This window comes from Lentilitoribacter sp. EG35, from assembly GCF_040784015.1.
Lineage (GTDB): Bacteria > Pseudomonadota > Alphaproteobacteria > Rhizobiales > Rhizobiaceae > Lentilitoribacter.
In genome coordinates, this window is record NZ_JBFNGQ010000010.1 from 17,497 (window position 1) to 36,733 (window position 19,237).

Sequence of the window (19,237 nt, forward strand, 5' to 3'; positions counted from 1 at the left end):
TGGTTTTTGATCGGGTGAGGCGTAGCGGGAGCTAAGCATATGTAATCTCTCGTGACTAGTTTAAAATTTCGCTAGCCAAATGCAATTTAACTTGGCAAGATCACTCGATTGGGAGTGCTTTATGACAGGTTTTGTTGTTCGACGTTTAATACAATCAATATTTGTCATGCTTGCTGTAAGCTTATTGGCATTTGCCTTGTTTCGGTTTGTGGGCGACCCTGTTGCTGTGATGGTTGGACAGGAAACTTCGATTGAAGATCAAGAGCGCTTACGTCAACAGCTTGGACTAAATGATCCCATTATTTCACAATATCTGCGATTTTTGGGCAATCTCGTTGAAGGTGAATTTGGATTCTCCTATCGCACGCGCCAGCCGATTGGTGAGATGTTGCTTGCAAGAATACCTGCTACAATTGAACTTGGCCTCGTGTCGCTTCTGATATCTCTGATTGTTGGAGTGCCAGCCGGTGTTTACACAGCGCTTAAGAATGATGGTGTCTTGGCAAATTCTATTCTAGTCTCGACCCTTATCGGGATATCAATTCCAACATTTGTTATTGGAATATTTCTGATCTTTATTTTTGGTGTACAGCTTGGATGGTTGCCGACTTTTGGGCGTGGCGAAACGGTTCAAATTGGCTGGTGGCGAACAAACTTTCTAACTATTGATGGTTTGCGGGCACTTATTTTACCGGCTCTCACTCTCGGGATTTATCAACTCACGCTCACCATGCGTTTAGTGCGGTCTGAAATGCAAGACGTGATGAATACTGACTTTATCAAGTTTGCGATCGCGCGCGGTATTGATTATCGCACTGTGCATTATAGGCACGCACTGGGCAATTCGATGATACCTGTTGTCACAATTATTGGCCTACAATTCGGTGGTGTTATAGCGTTTTCTATTGTGACGGAAAGCGTGTTTCAGTGGCCGGGTATGGGTTTGTTGTTTCTTGATAGTATCAAGTATGTCGATATTCCAGTTATGTCTGTTTACCTTGTGGTGATTGCGTTGATTTTCGTCATCATCAATCTGATCGTAGATGTGCTCTATTTCGTCATAGACCCGCGTGTTCGCCTTAAAGCGGAGGCTGCGTAATGATTAAATACTGGCAGCGTATCAAGTTGGAAAATGAGCTGATCTACTTGTTTTTAAATTCTCGCATCAGTCAGATTGCGTTTGTTATAGCTGCACTTTCGATCCTATCTGCAATTTTTGCTCCACTCCTTTCTCCAACAGATCCTTATGATCTGGCAACGTTTGATATTCTGGATAGCTTTCTGCCGCCGAGTTTTTCGGATGGTGGAGATCCTCGTTATTTTATTGGAACGGATGATCAGGGGCGAGATCTATTCTCATCCATATTATATGGCACGCGTCTATCCCTAATGGTTGGTTTGTTTTCCGTTATTTTTGCAGCAGTGGTTGGTACAAGCCTAGGAATAGTTGCTGGATATGTAGGCGGGAAATTTGATTCAGTAATCATGAGAATAGCTGATGTCCAGTTAAGTTTACCAGCGATTCTAACTGCGCTTTTGGTTGATGGGATTGCTCGGGGGATTTTGCCACGTGAACAACATGAAGACCTTTTGCTCGTGGTCTTGACCATAGCAATTGGACTTTCGCTATGGGTTAATTTTGCACGAACCGCCCGTGCGTCAACCTTTGTCGAGCGCAATAAAGAATATGTTCAAGCGGCTGAGATTATGGGGCTGCACCCGATTCGGATTATGGCAGTTGCAATATTGCCCAATATTATGGGTCCGCTCCTGGTTATCGGAACAGTCGATTTAGCTGTCGCGATATTACTGGAGGCAACATTAAGTTTTCTGGGTGTTGGTGTTCCGCCAAATCAACCGTCTCTTGGAACCCTTATTCGCATAGGTACTGAATATATATTTTCCGGCGAGTGGTGGATTGTCGTTTTTCCTTCCATGATGCTCATTGTTCTTATTATTTCAATCAATATCCTTGGTGATTTTGCGCGAACTGTTTTAAATCCGAGGCTTCGTTGATGGGTGCATTATTGAATCTACAGAATTTAACGGTTGAATATCCAACGCGGTTTGGGATTTTTCAGGCGATTAAAAATATAAACCTATCGTTGGAGCCTGGCGAAATTCATGGTCTTGTTGGTGAGTCTGGCGCGGGTAAATCAACCATTGGTGCGGCGATCATTGGGCTTATTCCAAACCCGGGTTATATCGCAGAAGGTACTGTTGATTTTCAAGGGATGGATTTGCGCGCAATATCGCAAAGCGCGTATCATAAAATACGTGGCGCAAAAATTTCAATGATTTTTCAGGACCCTCAAACGTCTTTGAACCCGCTTCTTACCATTGAAGATCAGTTGATTGAAACTATTCGGCAACATTCAAAGCTTGGGGTTAAAGAAGCACGCCAAGAGGCAATTCAATTGCTGGCAGAGACAGGCATTCACGATGCCGAAGCGCGGATGGGCGACTATCCGCACCAGTTTTCTGGAGGAATGAGGCAGCGTGTTGTTATTGCTTTGGCGCTTTGTACCAATCCCGACTTAATTGTTGCCGATGAGCCAACAACGGCTCTTGATGTTGCCATTCAAAACCAAATATTGGATTTGATAAGAGAACTTGCCGATAAGCGAAAAGTCGGTTTCATTCTTATCACGCACGATATCGGTGTAATTGCGAAGATAACCGATAATGTAACTGTTCTTCGTAATGGCGAATTAGTGGAAAGTGGCCCCACGCAACAAGTGTTGCAATCACCTTCAGAAGAATACACTAAAGCGTTGATGGCCGCAGTCCCGCAGCTTGGTCAGAAACTCGATCGGTTTACAAATATTCTGGCAGACAAACCTGAGCTTTCAACACCAGAACTCCTCTGGCGCGTTGAAGGTGCCTCATCGGAATTCGCCTCTGATTGGCTCCTTAGTGGCTCAAGATCTGAGGCAAATACGGATATTGTTTTATCGGTTCAAAATGTAGATGTAACTTTTCATTCGCAGGCTCCATTTGTATGGCAGAAGAAAATTGGCTTTAAAGCGCTAAAGGATGTGTCCTTGGAAGTTCGGCGTGGTGAAACAGTTGGTGTTATCGGTGAGAGTGGGTCTGGAAAATCTACTCTTGCAAAATCAATTGTCGGTCTTGTTAAACCTTCCGCGGGCACAATAGAGTTTGAAGGAGAGGCATTGGGCTATGGTCGCCGTCGTCCGCGAGATCATGATGCACGTCGAAAAATCCAGATGATTTTTCAAGATCCTTACTCGTCACTTAATAATCGTCGAAGTGTTGAGAATATCATAGGTGAGCCTATTCGTTTTTTTAAGCTTGCATCTGATAATGAGGAAAGACGTAAGATCATTGCCTCGGTATTGGAGCTTGTTGAAATGCCCCAACGAGCCATGTTGAAATTTCCGCACCAATTTTCTGGCGGGCAACGCCAGCGTATCGCAGTGGCGCGTGCGCTTGTTGCTCGACCAGAGTTTTTAATTTGCGATGAACCCACGTCAGCGCTTGATGTTTCAATACAAGCCCAGATGCTCAACCTCTTGAAAGATATTCAAGATAGTTTCGGGCTTTCGATCTTGTTTATAAGTCACAATTTGGCGGTGATCAGGCAAATGTCTGACCGAGTTGCTGTCTTGAAGAATGGCACTCTGGTTGAGACTGGCGATGTTGAGGCGTTTTTTGCTGGCCCCACGGCGGACTATAGTATTTCCCTTTTACAGCAAACGCCATCGGTTGAATTTATTCGCAGCTAGATGTTTTATGAGTTTGCAAACTCTGGACAAAAGAGTGATTTATTGGTGAGTGCAATTTTATCAAGAAATTGAGCAACGGTGGCAATTCGGCGTGTGTTTTTCATACTTTCATGCCAAACGGTGTAGTAGCTGCGGTGGACTGAGTTTTGCGGGAATAGGCGCACTATGCTTTCGTCGGATAATGCCATGAAATCATGCAGGACGCCAATTCCGGCACCTGATTTAACAGCCTCGAACTGACCCAGAGCGCTGGATATCTCAATTTTGGAATGCCAACCGCGTAAGAAGTCAGAGGTATAGTTTAGTGCAGGTGCAAAGATGAGATCCTCTACATATCCGATAAGTTTGTGTTCTGATAAATCAGCTAAGGTGGTGGGTACTCCCGACTGCTCCAGATAGGCTTTGGATGCATAAAGCCCAAGCGAGTAATCTACTAATTTTCGTGAAAGCAGGCGTCCCTTTTCTGGCCGCCCTACCATAACGGCAATATCAGCTTCCCGTTGTGATAAGGAAAAGCTCCGGGGAATGGGAACAAGTTGGACATCAAGGTCAGGGTTTTCCGTCGTTAAATGATGCAGGTGTCGGGATAGAAAAGCCACGCCGAAACCATCGGGTGCACCAATTCGAACTGTGCCTGAAACATCACTTTGGGAACCCCTTACCAATGTGGGAACGTTGATGAACTCTGCTTCTATTCGCTCAGCTACCTCTAAAAGCATATTGCCGTTATTGGTCAAAATGCAGCCACCGGTGCTGCGATCAAATAATCTGCAGTCCAAAGCCTGTTCGAGCGATGTTATACGGCGACTTAACGTAGCTTGGCTTACACCCAACCGACTTGCGGCACTTAACATTTGGCCTGCGCGTGCGACTGCTAAGAAGTATTTTGCATCGTCCCAGTTCATGATGTTACCTACATTTATGAATATCAAGTCATGCTTATTGTATATATACGCGGATATTAAATGTCGATAAGTTGGCGGCAACCAAAGGAGAATAATATGACTGAGATTGCTCATTTTATGAATGGTGCTTTCGTTGCTGGTACATCCGGACGTTCGCAGCCCGTATTTAACCCTGCTACAGGAACGTCGGAAAAGACTGTCGCGCTTGCTTCATCTGCCGAAGTCGATGCAGTTGTTGCTGCTGCTAAAGCTGCTTGGCCTGAGTGGTCGAAAACACCAGCATTACGTCGCGCTCGAATAATGGATCGTTTTAAGTCCATTTTGTGGGAACGCGCGGATCAAATGGCAGAGGCAATCTCATCTGAACATGGCAAAACCCATGATGATGCTTTGGGTGAAGTGACACGCGGTTTGGAAGTTGTCGAATTTGCGACAAGCGCACCAAGTTTCTTAAAGGGCGAATTTTCTGAGAATGTCGGTACTGGTGTTGATAGTCATATGATCCGCCAATCACTGGGTGTTTGTGCAGGGATTACACCATTTAACTTTCCGGCAATGGTTCCTATGTGGATGTGGCCTATCGCATTGGTGACTGGTAACACATTTGTTCTCAAACCATCTGAACGTGATCCGTCTGTTTCATTATTAATGGCTGAATGGCTGAAAGAAGCTGGTCTGCCAGATGGCGTATTTAATGTTGTGCAAGGCGATAAAGAGGCTGTTGATGCGCTTTTGACCAATGCAGATGTCAAAGCTGTTAGTTTTGTTGGTTCAACGCCGATTGCGCAATATATTTATCAAACTGGTACAAGTAATGGTAAGCGCGTTCAGGCGCTTGGTGGTGCCAAAAATCATATGATCATTATGCCGGATGCTGATTTAGACATGGCGGCAAGTGCGCTAATGGGTGCAGGATACGGCTCTGCTGGTGAACGTTGCATGGCTATTTCTGTTGCGGTTCCTGTAACGGATGCGGTGGCTGATGCGCTGATAGAAAAGCTGGAACCTCAGATTAAAGCACTTAAAGTTGGCCCAGCTGCCGATAGAACTTCTGAAATGGGACCGTTGGTAACCGAGCAGCACCTTAATAAAGTTCGTGGCTATATCGATAGTGGTGAAGCACAAGGCGCAAAAGTTGTTGTCGATGGCCGTACCTTTAAGCAGGATATGCAGGGATATGAAGATGGATATTTCATCGGAGGAACTTTGCTTGATAATGTGACCGAAGATATGACCTGCTATAAGGAAGAAATATTCGGCCCTGTTTTGTCAGTAGTGCGTAAAAAATCTTATCAAGAAGCAGTTGATCTTATCCATGGTCATGAATATGCCAATGGTACTGCGGTATTTACCCGTGATGGGGATGTAGCGCGGAACTTTAGTCAAGACATTGAAGTTGGAATGGTTGGGATCAATGTTCCGATCCCAGTGCCGATGGCGTTTCATAGTTTCGGTGGATGGAAAGCTTCCATCTTTGGCGATCATCATATGCACGGAATGGAAGGTGTTCGGTTTTATACTCGAATTAAAACCACGACAACACGTTGGCCGTCTGGTCAGAGGTCTGATCCTGAATTTACAATGCCAACTCTTGGCTAGAGTTATTTCAATAAATATAAATGTAGAACGGCAGCTATTTTTAGCTGCCGTTTTTGTTATTGTTTGCTTTCATCGGAGCCCATTTTGCGTTCTAGCCATCGAACAAAAAAACTTATGATAAGTACCAGAACCAGATATTCTAAAATCAAAAGCGTATAAATTTCCAGTGGGCGATATTCGGTCACCACAAGTTCGTTGGCACGGCGGGTGAGCTCTTGCATTCCGATGACAGATGCAAATGCGGACATTTTAACAATGTAGATGAATTGATTTGCCAATGGCGGCAGGATGCGTCTGATAGCTTGTGGTAGTACAACATAACGCATGGTTTGCGCGTAGTTTAGTCCAACCGTTTTTGCAGCTTCCGTCTGCCCCTTGCTTATCGACTGGATGCCCGAGCGATAGATCTCGGCGGTAAAGGCACTGTCAGATATGGCCAATGTGATAATGGCGCCCCAGAAGGCATCTATGCTTATGTTAATTCCTATTGATTTTAGCACGACCGGAAGTCCGTAAAAAACCCAGAAAAGCATCGGCAATAGCGGAATTGCCCGTACAAATTCGATGTAGGTTCGCGATGGCAAACGCACCCATCGATTGCCAGACATACCCGGCAATGCCACGACCATACCAATAACCATCGATAGTATGGCCGCAATCACTGATAACAAGATTGTCGAGCCAAAGCCGTTTAACAAGAATTTGATGTTGGTATAGCCGTTGGGTGTCGTGGGATCGATGACATACCACCCCCAATTTCCAGAATTTGAAGCACAGCCTGTTAGGGACAAGATGGCAATGAATGAGAGAATGACTTTTATTTTCATTGGGTTGTACCTAGTGTTGCAAAATCTGGCTCAAGAACTGCTTGCAGCGCTCTGTTTTAGGTGCTTCAAAAAATTGTTCCGGCGTTCCCGTTTCTATGATCTCGCCATAATCCATAAAAATCATTCTGTCAGCGGCACGGCGCGCGAAGCCCATCTCGTGTGTAACACAGATCATTGTCATTCCCTCTTCAGCAAGATCTACAATCACGTCTAACACTTCTGAAATCATTTCAGGATCAAGTGAAGATGTTGGTTCATCAAAAAGCATGATCTTTGGTTCCATACATAAAGATCTTGCGATTGCGACACGTTGTTGTTGTCCACCAGACAGAGCCGCTGGCTTTTTGTGTGCTTGATCAGGAATGCGCACTCGTTCGAGATATTTCATGGCTCGTTCTTCAGCATCAGTTTTGGACATTCCACGTGCTTTGATCGGACCGAGTGTTAGGTTCTCTAATATTGTTAGATGAGGAAAGAGATTAAACTGTTGAAAAACCATACCGACTTCAGAACGTATCTCATTTACTGAAGTTTGACACTTCATCTCAATTCCATCGACTATAATTTTTCCAGAATCGCGTTCTTCTAAAGAGTTTACACATCTGATTAATGTAGATTTTCCAGAGCCAGAAGGGCCACAAACGACTATGCGTTCGCCATTTGCAACAGTTAGATTCACATCTTTTAGTGCTTGAAAATCACCGTACCACTTGTTCAACGCCGAAATCTCAATTGCTAGTTCATTTTCTGACATGGTGCTCTCCTCGAAATGTCGGCTAGCGTTATTGTTACTTGATTTTCATGTAAAGCTATACAAAATAGAATTCGTAGTGAGATAATGCGACAATGCAAATAAACAAAAAGTTATTTAAAGAGGAATCGATATTATGCGATTAATGAAACGATTGGGTCTAGCGCTGGCCTGCATCACTTTTGCAATGGCCGGGCCTGTTAATGCTCAATCAGCACTGAATGATATCCTGAGCAATGGTGTCTTGAAAATTGGGACGACTGGCGACTGGAATCCGATGTCGGTTCGTGATCCAGCAACTAATTCCTATAAAGGTTATGATATCGATGTTATGACGCAACTTGCGGCAGATTTGGGTGTCGAGCTTGAATTTGTGCCAACAGATTGGAAAACACTGGTCAATGGTGTTGTTGCTGGCAACTATCATGCAACAGGTTCTGCCTCAATTAGCCCATCGCGCTTGAAAGCTGCGGGTTATTCACATAGCTACATCTCTGTCGAGATATTGCCATTTACTACCGATGATAAAGCAGCTCGTTTTAGTGATTGGGAATCAATCAATAAAGGCGATGTGAAGGTAGCAACAACGCTTGGTACGACATTTGAAAAAAGCGTTCGTGAATGGTTCCCTGATTCAGAGATTACCGTTGTTGAAGCGCCTGCGCGCGGTTTCCAAGAAGTTTTGTCTGGCCGGTCAGATGTCTTCATCACGTCGAATATTGAAGGTTCTACATTGTTGACGAAGTTCCCGAATTTACGTCAAATCGGTGTATCGACAGCACGTGCACCTACACCTATTGCTATGCTTTTGCCACAAGATGACCAGGTTTGGATTAACTACATCAACAGTTGGATTGAGTTGAAAAAAACACAAGGCTTCTTTGAGGCGACTGCCGCAAAATGGGGACTATGATTACACTTCAACACTAAACTTGTTTCTGTGATAAAGACCGTGGAGCTTATAAAAGTTCTGCGGTTTTTGTTGCCGAACATATATTTTCTTGCAAATAGTTATGTGTATTACGAACGATGACGAATATGTCGAAATCTAGAGGCTGTTACTACGGATGAGCAATATTATTATCATTGGAGCTGGGCAAGCTGGTAGCTCTGCGGCATTCAAACTTCGCGCACTTGGTTATGAGGGTTCCATTACACTTATTGGTGAAGAGGCATATGCGCCCTACCAAAGGCCGCCATTATCAAAAGCTTATCTGCTCGGTGAGCTGGAACAAGATCGATTGTTATTAAAGCCGAAGGCGAGTTATGAAGACAATAATATTCGCCTTATTTTAGGAGCAACGGTAAAGTCGATGGACCCAGCTAAGCAAGTTGTTTGTGTTGGCGATGAGACATTAAATTATGATGAGTTGATTTTGACGACTGGGTCGTCACCAATTGCACTGCCAACGTCGATGGGTGGTTCGCTACAAAGAGTTTATTCCATCCGGACACTTGCTGACATTGATGCTATGGCGCCCGAGTTTGTCGAAGGACATAAGGTTTTGATAGTCGGCGGTGGTTACATCGGATTGGAAGCCGCAGCGGTATCTGCGAAGAAAGGCCTTGATGTCACTGTTGTAGAGATGGCTGATCGCATCCTACAGCGCGTAGCGGCACCTGAAACATCCGATTATTTTCGTCAGCTTCATCAAAATCATGGTGTGACGATCCATGAGGGTGTTGGTTTGAACAGATTAATTGGAGAGGGCATTGTACGTGGTGCTGAACTTTCGAATGGCGAGACACTCGATGTAGATTTTGTCCTTGTGGGTATTGGCATTCGCCCTAATATTACTTTGGCTGAAGACGTAGGTATAAAAATTGAAAATGGCATTGAGACGGATGCGTATGGCCGCACATCTCATCCCCATATTTGGGCAGCGGGAGATTGCGCTTCATTTCCATTTAATGATAAACGCATACGACTTGAGAGTGTCCCCAATGCAATTGGCCAAGCAGAAGCGATTGCTGGGAATATTATGGGTGCGCAGACAGAATATGTTGCCAAGCCATGGTTCTGGTCTGACCAGTTTGATATTAAATTACAAATTGCTGGACTAAATACGGGTTTTGACCGTGTTGTTGTACGCAGTAATGCGCAACCTCAATCCATATCGCATTGGTATTATGCGGGTGAGACGCTTTTGGCAGTGGATGCCATGAATGCGCCTCGCGAATTTATGATTGGAAGACGCATGATAGAAAATGGAAAATCACCCGATCCGGTGCTGGTCGCAAATCCAGAAACAGATCTGAAGTCTTTGATGTAGATCGGTTATTGCTCTCAAAAGTGTTATCCATTTTCATCTTTGTTTGATTGACGCATCGATCGATACCTTTATTGTCTGCGGAATTAACCGTGAGGCCTTTTGGCTCAGAGGAGCCTTTTTGATGGCAACACATCAAGAGAAGAACAAATGGATCGTGATGGGAATTACCGCTTTGGGCGTTATTCTCACGTTGACAACCTGGTTTTCAGCAACGGCTATTATTCCCGATCTTCAGGACGCGTTCAACTTAAATGCAAGTGAGCTGGCATGGCTTACAAATGGCGTACAGGCAGGTTTTGTAGTTGGGGCTCTTAGTGCCAGTATTTTATCATTGGCCGATGTTGTTCGCCCGCAAAGGTTGATGGCATGCTCTGCGCTGTGCGCGGGCCTTGCGAACGCAATCATTTTGTTGGAGCCAGGCACGACATGGATTATCGTGTCGAGGTTTTTAACGGGTATTGCGTTGTCGGGTGTCTATCCACCTGCCATGAAATTTATAGCAAGTTGGTTTATCAGGGGCAGAGGGCTTGCAATGGGAACAATGGTTGGGGCGCTTACCCTTGGTTCTGCTCTGCCGCATTTCATTCGCGCTGTCGAATTTGGGTTCGATTGGCAATCGGTCATTGTGGTTAGTACACTTGGCTGCATAGTAGGATCAGTAATCTTCATCGCTTTGTTGCAAGAGGGTCCGCATAAACCTGCGCCAGCTAAGGTTAATCCTCGTCAACTAGGCCGAATGTTAAGAGATAGGCCTGTTATGCTCGCGAACCTTGGGTATTTCGGCCATATGTGGGAGTTATATGCTATGTGGGCGTGGTTTTTATCTTACGCTATCGCTGCAAAACAAAGCATGGTTTCCGATTGGAATGCGTCAGTATTGACGTTTTGTGTGGTCGCGTTGGGTGCTCCGAGTTGTGTTATCGCTGGTGTTGTTGCAGATAAAATTGGAAGAAGCCTGACGACTGCCGGATGTATGATTATCTCTGGCAGTTGTGCGATTTTGATCGGCGTATTTTTTGATGGCCCAGCATGGCTGTTTTTTGTTGTGGCAATAATTTGGGGTTTCACTGTTGTTGCTGACAGCGCTCAATTTTCGGCATCGGTAAGTGAAAATGCTGACACATCATTTATTGGAACAGCATTAGCGTTTCAGATGGGTGTAGGCTTTGCTATCACCATTTTCGTGGTTTGGTTGATGCCGCATTTAGCCAACATATTTGGCAGTTGGCGCTGGACATTTTCTATCCTGGCCTTAGGTCCGTTTGTGGGTACTTGGTCTATGCTTAAGCTTTATAGGTATGAAAAGAGTAGAATGTAGCTGGTGTCATGTTTCATATATTCGAGACAAATACTCACTTTCTTAGAAATAATTTTCGTATTGAAACACATTAAGTTGACGTCAGATGTGTAATTCATCAAATATAAACCATGATTAGGCTACAATTTTAGTGTTTTTATTATGCGTAATTGTATGCCAGCGTTTTTGGAAAGAGAACAACTTGACGAAGAGCAGAAAGGCCATGTTGGCCTCATGGATAATAATGCTCAATGTTGTAGCGTTGCCCCAGGCCGGTGCGCTGGAATTATTTGGCTTTTGTTTAAGTGGTTCTTGTAAAAACGCCGAGGGTGACAACGCGGATGTTATTGATCCAAAAAGTTATACCGTTCAGTTTACTGTCCATGGTGTTGCCTCCCAGGATTTGGAAAACTCCTTAAAATTAACCTCTGAGCTTGTCCGAGGAGAAGATAAGGCAGTTGCCGGTGCTGCGGGATTGATTACACGTGCGAAAGGCGATTATCGACGAATATTGGCTGGCCTTTATAATGAAGGTTTTTACGGTGGCGAGATTTCTATTCGTGTCAATGGACGGCAAGCTTCTGACCTGAAGCCCGGTGACGAGATTCCCAATAATTCTACGGTCCAAATCAAGGTGGATTCCGGCAATATCTATCGGTTTGGCAAGTTCGAAATTTTCAATCAGGCACCTGATACCACTGACAAAGGAGACATCGTTGAGCGACCAACTTCATTGTTTGTTGCCACGGGGGATATTGCAAAAGCGGGTCATGTTGGCTCTGCTGCCCGGTTTGAGATAGAGCGCTGGCGGCAGCAAGGATATCCGAACGCCAAAATTGGCACCCAAAGTGTGAAAGCCCGCCATGATGAGAATATACTCAATGTTAGCCTGAGTATCGACCCAGGTTTGAAAGCAACTTATGGCGACGTTACCGTTGATGGTGCGGAAAATGTTGATCGGGATTTCATCGAATATATGATTGGTTTGCGGTCGGGCCAAGAATATGATCCTGATGATATCGAACGTGCGAAGAAACGCCTTGATAAGCTTGATGTGTTTTCAGTTCGAAAAGTTGAAACTGGTGAGAATATGAACTCCGATGGTTCGATACCGATAAATGCGTCAGTTAAGGAAAAGAAACCGCGTCGAGTAGGTTTAGGAGCAACGCTCTCATCTACAGATGGTGTGGGCTTGAGTGCTTTCTGGCTACATAGAAACCTGCTGGGCAAAGCAGAGCGACTTCGGGTTGAGGGTGAAATTGGGGGACTAGGTTCGAGCTTTAATGTAAATCAACTGGACTTTAAACTCGGTGCCACATTTACAAAGCCCGGCGTCTTTACACCAAACACAACATGGATTTCTAATCTCTTTGCTGCCCGAGAGTTCAATACTGCATTTGAAGGCGAAACAGGTGGCGGCTCCTCAGTTCTATCTCATATATATACTGATGAAATTAGCGTCGAAGGCGGTGGATTTTACGAATATTCACGCTTTAAAGATGCTTTCGGAACACGAAATTTCTCAACGCTGGGATTAACCGGGAATGTGACCTTTGATGGTCGAGACAGCAAGATAGAACCAACGGACGGTATTTTCGCAAAACTTGATGCCAAACCGTTTTATGAAACAAAATTTAAAAATGCAGGTGCACGGGTAAATGCGGAAGTAAGAGCCTATTATGCCGTTGATAAAGAAGCAAAAACGGTATTGGCTGCTCGCGCTAAAATCGGGACGCTTGTTGGGCCTACGCGTAGTGAAGTGCCAACAAACTTCTTATATCTTGCCGGCGGAGGCGGATCAGCACGCGGGTTTGGCTTTAACAATATTGGTATAACTGACAATTCAGGCAATGTTTCCGGTGGTCGTTCAGTTTTGGAAACAAGCGTGGAATTGCGACAGAAGCTTAACGATAGTTTTGGTGTCGTTGCCTTTACGGATGCCGCCGTTGTTGGCAAAGATCCGATTATTGATTTTTCTCAAGATTTTCGAGTAAGCGCCGGACTTGGTGTGCGATATTACACGGGGTTAGGGCCTATTAGAGTGGATGTTGCTGTGCCAATTAATCCCAAAAGTGGTGATCCAAAATTTGGTATTTTTGCCGGTATAGGACAGGCATTTTGATTAAAAAAGCGATTATCTCATTTATCGGAATGTTGGCGACTTTAGTGGTTGGAGTGCTTGTTGTATATAGTCAGGACAATGAACGTTCTGCACTCATCAAATATGTCGAAGAGCAAATATCATCACCGAGCTATCAGATCAAACTTAACGGTTTGGATGGGGCTTTATCATCGGACGTATCGTTGGATAGTATTACAATATCGGATGCTGACGGTATTTGGCTTGAGATATCAAAACCAAAACTAGTTTGGACACGATCGGCCTTGCTTCGTGGACGTTTGGTTGTCGATACATTAAAAGCCGAGAAAATTAACATTCTTCGTAAGCCTCTTCCCGAAGAGGGTTTGCCCGCACCCGAAAGCGGTTCATTTGCTATACCGGAATTACCAGTTGCTGTTTTGCTGGAAGATCTGGATTTGCCGTTGGTTGAGTTTGGCCCAGATGTCATTGACCTTGCATCTAAGGTCAGTATTGCCGGAAAAATGATCTTGGATGAGGGATCATTTGATCTCGATTTGGAAATTAATCGATTGGATGAAATTGGCGGTGAATTGAAGGCAATTGCGCGATACGAGGGTAAAGCCAAAACGTTATTTTTAGATGTTGATCTGAGTGAACCAGAGAATGGTATCATCGCCTCGTTAATGAATATTCCTCAGAAGCCACCTCTTAAATTGAAGATCGCAGGGAACGCTCCCCTGTCTGAACTCGAAGTCGTTCTGGCATTTGACGTTGCGAATGAGCGTATCTTGGATGGAAATGCCAATTTTGCAAATGTTCAGGACGGTTTGCATGTTAGTGCCAATTTAAATGGTCCATTGTCGAAAGTACTACCCGAAAATCAACGTGCTTTTTTTGGTGAGCAAAGTGAGTTGAAAGCGAAGTTTGCATTTTTGAATGATGGTGGATTTCGATTGCTAAACTCAAACCTGAATTCTGGCGCAGTTAAGTTACTCGCAAGTGCTAACATGACATCAGATGGTTTTTTAAATGCGCTGAAATTGCAAGGTAAGTTGGGCAGTTCTTCCGGTGAACGACTCCAGCTGCCGGATGATACGAATAAAAGCACTATTCAATCTGCCACTCTCGATATCAATTACGATGCTACATCGCAGAATATCTGGAATGGTAAACTCAATCTTATTGACTATGCCAGTAAGGATGTTTCGATCAAGAATGTGATGGTAGATGCGTTCGGCACTATCTTGACAGAAAATGAGACCAAAACGCGCGAAATTAGTTTTGATGTAGATGGATTGGCCAGTGAAATTGCATCTCCTGATCAAGGGTTGGCTGAGGCAATTGGCAGAAGTATAAAGCTACAATTTGATGGTGACTGGCAATCTAACTCACCTGTCAAAATATCTCGTTTCAATATTCTTGGCGAGACATATAAGCTACTCGCAAGCGGCGCCTTCTTTGATAATACGTTTAATGGGAATGTTACTGTCGAGGCGGATGATCTAAACAGTTTTTCATCTGTCACCGAAACTAATTTGAATGGTTCAGTTAAACTAGCAGTTAATGGGGATGTACTGCCTTTTAGCCGCGGGTTTAATCTGACTATTGATGGGCGTGGAGAAGACCTGAAAAGTGGGTCCGATCAAGTAGATCAGTTGCTTCAAGGTGTGACAGAGCTAACGGGCAAAGTTGCACGTGGGAAAGATGGTTTAGTGGTTGATGGATTATCACTAAAAAATAGACAGACGAATGTCACGATCAACGGCAACCTATCGAGTGAGGTTGCTGATTTATCTGCCCAAGCGAAGATCATTGATATAAATGTGCTTGATAAAGATTCGTCAGGACAGGCTGCATTAGATATCGATTTACTTGGGGAGCAATCTCCATTCAATTTGAATGTCGTACTTGGTTTGCCAGATGGTCGACTTGCAAAGCAAAACGTGAGCGATCTGGCTTTGATATTTGAAGGCCAAACAAATGGTTCTGATCTTAAAGGTCAGCTTTCATCGAGGGGGACTTTGGCAAAACATGCAGTAAGCATAAGTGGTCATTTAGAGTTGGATGAAATAGCAGTTCGTCTTGATGACTTTATTGCTCAAGTAGGGCAGAGCCATATCAAAGGCAGATTTGCAAGGAATAAAGCAACCGGATTAATGCAGTCTGACCTTGCTATTAAAAGTCAGGATATCTCAGCCATCGCAGCATTTGGGTTGATTGAAGCATCTGGATCTATTGATGGTAAATTCACACTCAATGCAGCAAACAATAATACACAGTCGGCAAGCGGTGAATTTGGTGCGGCCGCATTTCGTGTTGATGCTCTGGAAATTGCGAGTGCCAATATTAATTTTAAGGCTCAAGATTTATTAAACCAGCCCAAAGTAGACGCAGTTGTTAGTGCACTGGGAATTGTTGTCGGGGGTATTGAGGCAAAGAACTTATCAGCTAGAATTGATAATGAAGGCTCGCTTACCAAATTTGAATTGGTCTCTGAACTTGCGCGAAATTCGGCACATGTGAATACGTCTGGTAGTGTTAATCAAGTTGGTGATTTAACTGAGGTTCTGATTGATGAACTTGAACTAAAATCAAATATAGCCAATGCCGCACTGGCCTCTCAGAGCCGCATCACACTACAAAGCAAATCTATTCAGATTGAGCCAACTAAGTTGAACGTTGGCGGTGGATTTATTGAAGTGAAAGGGATTGCAAATGAGCAGGTTAATATTGACATCATTGCGCAATCACTGCCTCTGAATATAGCTAATGCATTGCAGGCAACTTTGGGTGCAGATGGTATCGTGGGCGCAAGTGCGAAGATTTCAGGATCATCTGATAATCTCAAAATCGCATTCAATGCTAATGGCCAGGGTGTAACTACTCGTCAGATGAGGAGTTTCGGGCTTTCTCCATTAAGCTTTTCGGGTGATGGAGGTTTTGCGAATAATGTTGTGTCACTGACAAGTTTTAGAATTCAGAACAAACAAGCGCTTGCGATAAATGCAAATGGTAAAATCCCTCTTTCTGATAGTGGGTTAGATATCAATCTTGATGGTACGGCGCCACTCGAGATAGCCGATATTTTTCTAATCGATCGGGGCACGCAATTAGGCGGAATAGCGCAACTCTCAGCAAAGGTGTCGGGCTCGTTGAACAATCCTGATGCGTCTGGTCAGGTCTCGCTGGAGGGTGGAACAATTGTCGACCCACTGTCAAATCTACGCATAAATGGCGTTCGGGTTGGCTTGAAACTTGATAAGTCCAAATCAGCAGATGTTACTTTTAGCGGCAATTTTGCAAGTGGTGGTTCTGTTTCTGCCAGTGGTCGTGTTGGGTTAACTGGTCAACTACCTGCAAACCTGAACATTCAAATGCGTTCGGCTAAGTACAGTGATGGTGAAACGTTTGACACAAGTGTGAACGGCGACCTCGTTATAAATGGTGACCTTCTAGCTACACCTTTACTATCTGGGAACTTAAATCTCGGGCATACAGAAATAGTCGTGCCAGAGAGTTTTGCCTCAGAGATTAACTTGGTTGATATAGAGCATATTAATGCCGATAAAAAAGTTCAAAAAACACTTGATCGAATTAAGGCTGTAACACCGCAAAAAGACACTGGCAATCAGGGCGCAAGCATAAGACTTCAACTTAATATTAATGCTCCAAATCAAATCTTTGTCAGAGGTCGTGGTTTGGATGCCGAGCTTGGAGGCAGTCTTGGCCTTTCCGGTTCACTCGATAATATCGTACCGTTGGGAAGCTTTACACTACGTCGCGGACGCCTTTCTCTGTTAGGGCAGCGTCTTGACCTGCAGAGCGGAACTATAACGCTTGCGGGTGACTTGGACCCGTTACTCAACTTTGTTGCGACCACGCAAGCAGGAGACACATTAGCTTCTATTCAATTACGTGGAACCGCATCAGACCTGAAAGTAACATTTTCTTCCAGCCCTGAACTACCTGAAGATGAAGTTTTAGCCAAAATCATATTTGGCAGAAATTTGACTGATCTATCTCCGGCTCAGATCGTAAAACTTGCATCTGTTGCAAGTGAATTAACCGGAGGAAATAGTCCGTCGCTTGTTGATGGTTTGCGCAAAAGCACTGGTCTTGATGATGTTGATATTGTGCAAGATGATCAAGGTAATGCGGCCGTCAAAGCAGGAAAATATATCTCTGATAATGTGTATCTGGGTGTGCAAGCGGGTAAAGAAACCGAGGCAACAATAAATCTCGATATTACTGATAGTTTGACGGCACGTGGTTCGGTTGGCTCCGATGGTAAGTCATCATTGGGCATCTTCTTTGAGAAAGACTACTAGCTACATTTGCACTATTATAACTTAGTCTGGCCAGTACTCGCGGTTAGAAATTGTGTTAAACGGCTGGAGTAATTGAAGAAAAAACAAGCTCGATTTCATTTTTTGTGGTTTATGAACTATAGTGGGAACTCTCAAAGGTACACGAATTGCAATATTGCAGCGCTGAGTGCAGCCTTAGATGTGAGTGCTCTAGTTCGTCGGATGGAGGGCCAGTTGTGGAATCGGAACTGATACTCGATATATACGATGCTACTTTGGATCCTGAGCAATGGCCAGGTATTTTGCATCGACTCGCCGAACTTATCGACGCTCGGGGAGCATTCGTTTTTGATGTTGAAAATCGTTATGGTCAGGAAGTATTGAATGCAACATATTTTAGTTCCAACTATCAAGCTGATTTAGTTCGCCAATACCTTGTTGAATACCGCTTGCTTGAATTGGAAGATCAAGCACTTTTTGCGCGCCATTCACGAGAGTTGGACCATGTGGAACTGGTGCGCGATGACGTGCTTGCTCCATCTCGAGATGAACTTATGAAACGTGCAAATGCTGCTGCGATGCGTGATTTCGGGATTTTTTATCGTATGGGTGGCCTCCTAAACAAAGACAGAATTTCCGCAGATCGATTTGCATTACAGTTCTCTGAAAAATCAAGCTTCCCTAGTGGTGAGCGTCTTAGGATTCTTAATCGTGTTTTGCCGCATATTGCTAAAGCGTTGAATATCGGGCGACATACTAGTCGTTTAAATCAGAAAAGTGATTTACTATCTAAGGGTTACGACCAGTTACGTGTTGGTGTTGCACTTCTTGATCGCAGAGGTGAGTTGCTATTTTCCAATACTGAATTTCAAAGACAGATGGATTGTTATGGTGCGTTTCAACTCACCGCCGAGAACCGACTTGTTGCAAGACTAGACAAAGAAAATGAGCGCCTCTCGCGTCTGTTCTCCGATATCAACGCACATGGTCTTTTTGGTGCCCGACCTAGAAAAGAGGCTTTGCTTCAACCACTTGCTCATCATGAAAATGCCCTCTGCATTGAAGTTTGCCCGCTTAAAGAACCAAATTTCATGAATGGCGAAACATTGAATGGTTATGCAATATTCTCGCTCGACACGAGCTTAGATATTGATATTGATACCGAAGGCATGGCGCGGTTTTTTTCGTTGACACCGACAGAAGCTGAAGTTTTAGAATTGCTGACGCTGGGTCTAACCAACAGCGAGATTAGCGAGCAAAGAGAACGTTCACGGGAAACTGTCAATACGCAGGTTAAATGCGTCTTGCAAAAAACAATGTCCTCAAACCGAACGCAGCTTATGCGGTTGGCTCTACAATATTCTAATCAAATCATCATAAAAGAAAACGATGAACAATCCATCCCCCAATCGGGTGATGACGGAGTTTTAAAGGGTAGCTAATTTTTAA

The 19,237-nt window shown here is 44.2% G+C and carries 13 protein-coding genes; 10 read left to right on the top strand and 3 right to left on the bottom strand.

Annotated features, from left to right (window positions below):
* The first annotated feature begins 121 nt into the window (after nucleotides 1-121).
* From AB2J24_RS15835 to AB2J24_RS15845, 3 genes are read left to right on the top strand one after another with little or no spacing between them, the layout of a single operon-like run.
* Nucleotides 122-1,099, top strand: a complete 978-nt coding sequence (locus AB2J24_RS15835; RefSeq protein ID WP_367386164.1) for an ABC transporter permease — start codon at nucleotides 122-124, stop codon at nucleotides 1,097-1,099.
* The gene (locus tag AB2J24_RS15840; RefSeq protein WP_367386165.1) at nucleotides 1,099-2,016 is read left to right on the top strand and encodes an ABC transporter permease; all 918 of its coding nucleotides are present in this window, start codon (nucleotides 1,099-1,101) and stop codon (nucleotides 2,014-2,016) included. Before AB2J24_RS15835 ends, AB2J24_RS15840 begins: the two co-directional genes overlap by 1 nt.
* A complete protein-coding gene (locus AB2J24_RS15845) occupies nucleotides 2,016-3,746 on the top strand; it encodes a dipeptide ABC transporter ATP-binding protein (protein WP_367386166.1) in 1,731 nt (576 codons plus the stop codon). The genes AB2J24_RS15840 and AB2J24_RS15845 overlap by 1 nt, the downstream gene beginning before the upstream one ends.
* A 5-nt stretch (nucleotides 3,747-3,751) precedes the next feature.
* Here the strand turns inward: AB2J24_RS15845 and AB2J24_RS15850 are convergent, their stop codons facing one another.
* A complete protein-coding gene (locus tag AB2J24_RS15850) occupies nucleotides 3,752-4,651 on the bottom strand; it encodes a LysR family transcriptional regulator (protein ID WP_367386167.1) in 900 nt (299 codons plus the stop codon).
* A 96-nt stretch (nucleotides 4,652-4,747) separates the two neighbouring features.
* On the opposite strand from AB2J24_RS15850, the gene AB2J24_RS15855 reads away from it, so the two are divergent.
* Nucleotides 4,748-6,250 carry a CoA-acylating methylmalonate-semialdehyde dehydrogenase gene (locus AB2J24_RS15855; RefSeq protein WP_162653468.1) on the top strand — a complete coding sequence of 501 codons (1,503 nt, stop codon included), beginning with the start codon at nucleotides 4,748-4,750 and terminating at the stop codon, nucleotides 6,248-6,250.
* Nucleotides 6,251-6,306: 56 nt separating this feature from the next.
* Here AB2J24_RS15855 and AB2J24_RS15860 read toward each other — a convergent pair whose 3' ends face one another.
* Both AB2J24_RS15860 and AB2J24_RS15865 read right to left on the bottom strand, forming a co-directional pair.
* Entirely contained in the window at nucleotides 6,307-7,077 is a 771-nt protein-coding gene (locus AB2J24_RS15860; protein ID WP_162653467.1) for an amino acid ABC transporter permease, read from the bottom strand.
* A gap of 10 nt (nucleotides 7,078-7,087) precedes the next feature.
* Nucleotides 7,088-7,831 carry an amino acid ABC transporter ATP-binding protein gene (locus tag AB2J24_RS15865; protein ID WP_367386168.1) on the bottom strand — a complete coding sequence of 248 codons (744 nt, stop codon included), beginning with the start codon at nucleotides 7,829-7,831 and terminating at the stop codon, nucleotides 7,088-7,090.
* A 133-nt stretch (nucleotides 7,832-7,964) separates the two neighbouring features.
* On the opposite strand from AB2J24_RS15865, the gene AB2J24_RS15870 reads away from it, so the two are divergent.
* From AB2J24_RS15870 to AB2J24_RS15895, 6 genes are all read left to right on the top strand, one after another.
* Complete coding sequence (locus tag AB2J24_RS15870) at nucleotides 7,965-8,741, top strand: transporter substrate-binding domain-containing protein (RefSeq protein WP_367386169.1); 777 nt, start codon at nucleotides 7,965-7,967, stop codon at nucleotides 8,739-8,741.
* Nucleotides 8,742-8,895: 154 nt separating this feature from the next.
* Nucleotides 8,896-10,101: an NAD(P)/FAD-dependent oxidoreductase gene (locus AB2J24_RS15875; protein ID WP_367386170.1), complete on the top strand. Its 1,206-nt coding sequence runs from the start codon at nucleotides 8,896-8,898 to the stop codon at nucleotides 10,099-10,101.
* Nucleotides 10,102-10,222: 121 nt separating this feature from the next.
* On the top strand, nucleotides 10,223-11,419 hold the full coding sequence (locus AB2J24_RS15880) for an MFS transporter (protein WP_367386171.1): 1,197 nt from the start codon (nucleotides 10,223-10,225) through the stop codon (nucleotides 11,417-11,419).
* Nucleotides 11,420-11,600: 181 nt separating this feature from the next.
* Nucleotides 11,601-13,520 (top strand): autotransporter assembly complex protein TamA, encoded by a 1,920-nt coding sequence (locus tag AB2J24_RS15885; protein WP_367386172.1) that lies wholly within the window; start codon nucleotides 11,601-11,603, stop codon nucleotides 13,518-13,520.
* Nucleotides 13,517-17,809 (top strand): translocation/assembly module TamB domain-containing protein, encoded by a 4,293-nt coding sequence (locus AB2J24_RS15890; RefSeq protein WP_367386173.1) that lies wholly within the window; start codon nucleotides 13,517-13,519, stop codon nucleotides 17,807-17,809. The genes AB2J24_RS15885 and AB2J24_RS15890 overlap by 4 nt, the downstream gene beginning before the upstream one ends.
* Before the next feature lie 215 nt (nucleotides 17,810-18,024).
* A complete protein-coding gene (locus AB2J24_RS15895; RefSeq protein WP_367386174.1) occupies nucleotides 18,025-19,230 on the top strand; it encodes a LuxR C-terminal-related transcriptional regulator in 1,206 nt (401 codons plus the stop codon).
* Nucleotides 19,231-19,237: the final 7 nt, after the last annotated feature.

What these genes read in the sequence shown, in the direction of transcription:
- AB2J24_RS15835 (WP_367386164.1), top strand. Translation starts at nt 122, where the DNA reads ATGACAGGTTTTGTTGTTCGACGTTTAATACAATCAATATTTGTCATG.
- AB2J24_RS15840 (WP_367386165.1), top strand. Translation starts at nt 1,099, where the DNA reads ATGATTAAATACTGGCAGCGTATCAAGTTGGAAAATGAGCTGATCTAC.
- AB2J24_RS15845 (WP_367386166.1), top strand. Translation starts at nt 2,016, where the DNA reads ATGGGTGCATTATTGAATCTACAGAATTTAACGGTTGAATATCCAACG.
- AB2J24_RS15850 (WP_367386167.1), bottom strand. Translation starts at nt 4,651, where the DNA reads ATGAACTGGGACGATGCAAAATACTTCTTAGCAGTCGCACGCGCAGGC.
- AB2J24_RS15855 (WP_162653468.1), top strand. Translation starts at nt 4,748, where the DNA reads ATGACTGAGATTGCTCATTTTATGAATGGTGCTTTCGTTGCTGGTACA.
- AB2J24_RS15860 (WP_162653467.1), bottom strand. Translation starts at nt 7,077, where the DNA reads ATGAAAATAAAAGTCATTCTCTCATTCATTGCCATCTTGTCCCTAACA.
- AB2J24_RS15865 (WP_367386168.1), bottom strand. Translation starts at nt 7,831, where the DNA reads ATGTCAGAAAATGAACTAGCAATTGAGATTTCGGCGTTGAACAAGTGG.
- AB2J24_RS15870 (WP_367386169.1), top strand. Translation starts at nt 7,965, where the DNA reads ATGCGATTAATGAAACGATTGGGTCTAGCGCTGGCCTGCATCACTTTT.
- AB2J24_RS15875 (WP_367386170.1), top strand. Translation starts at nt 8,896, where the DNA reads ATGAGCAATATTATTATCATTGGAGCTGGGCAAGCTGGTAGCTCTGCG.
- AB2J24_RS15880 (WP_367386171.1), top strand. Translation starts at nt 10,223, where the DNA reads ATGGCAACACATCAAGAGAAGAACAAATGGATCGTGATGGGAATTACC.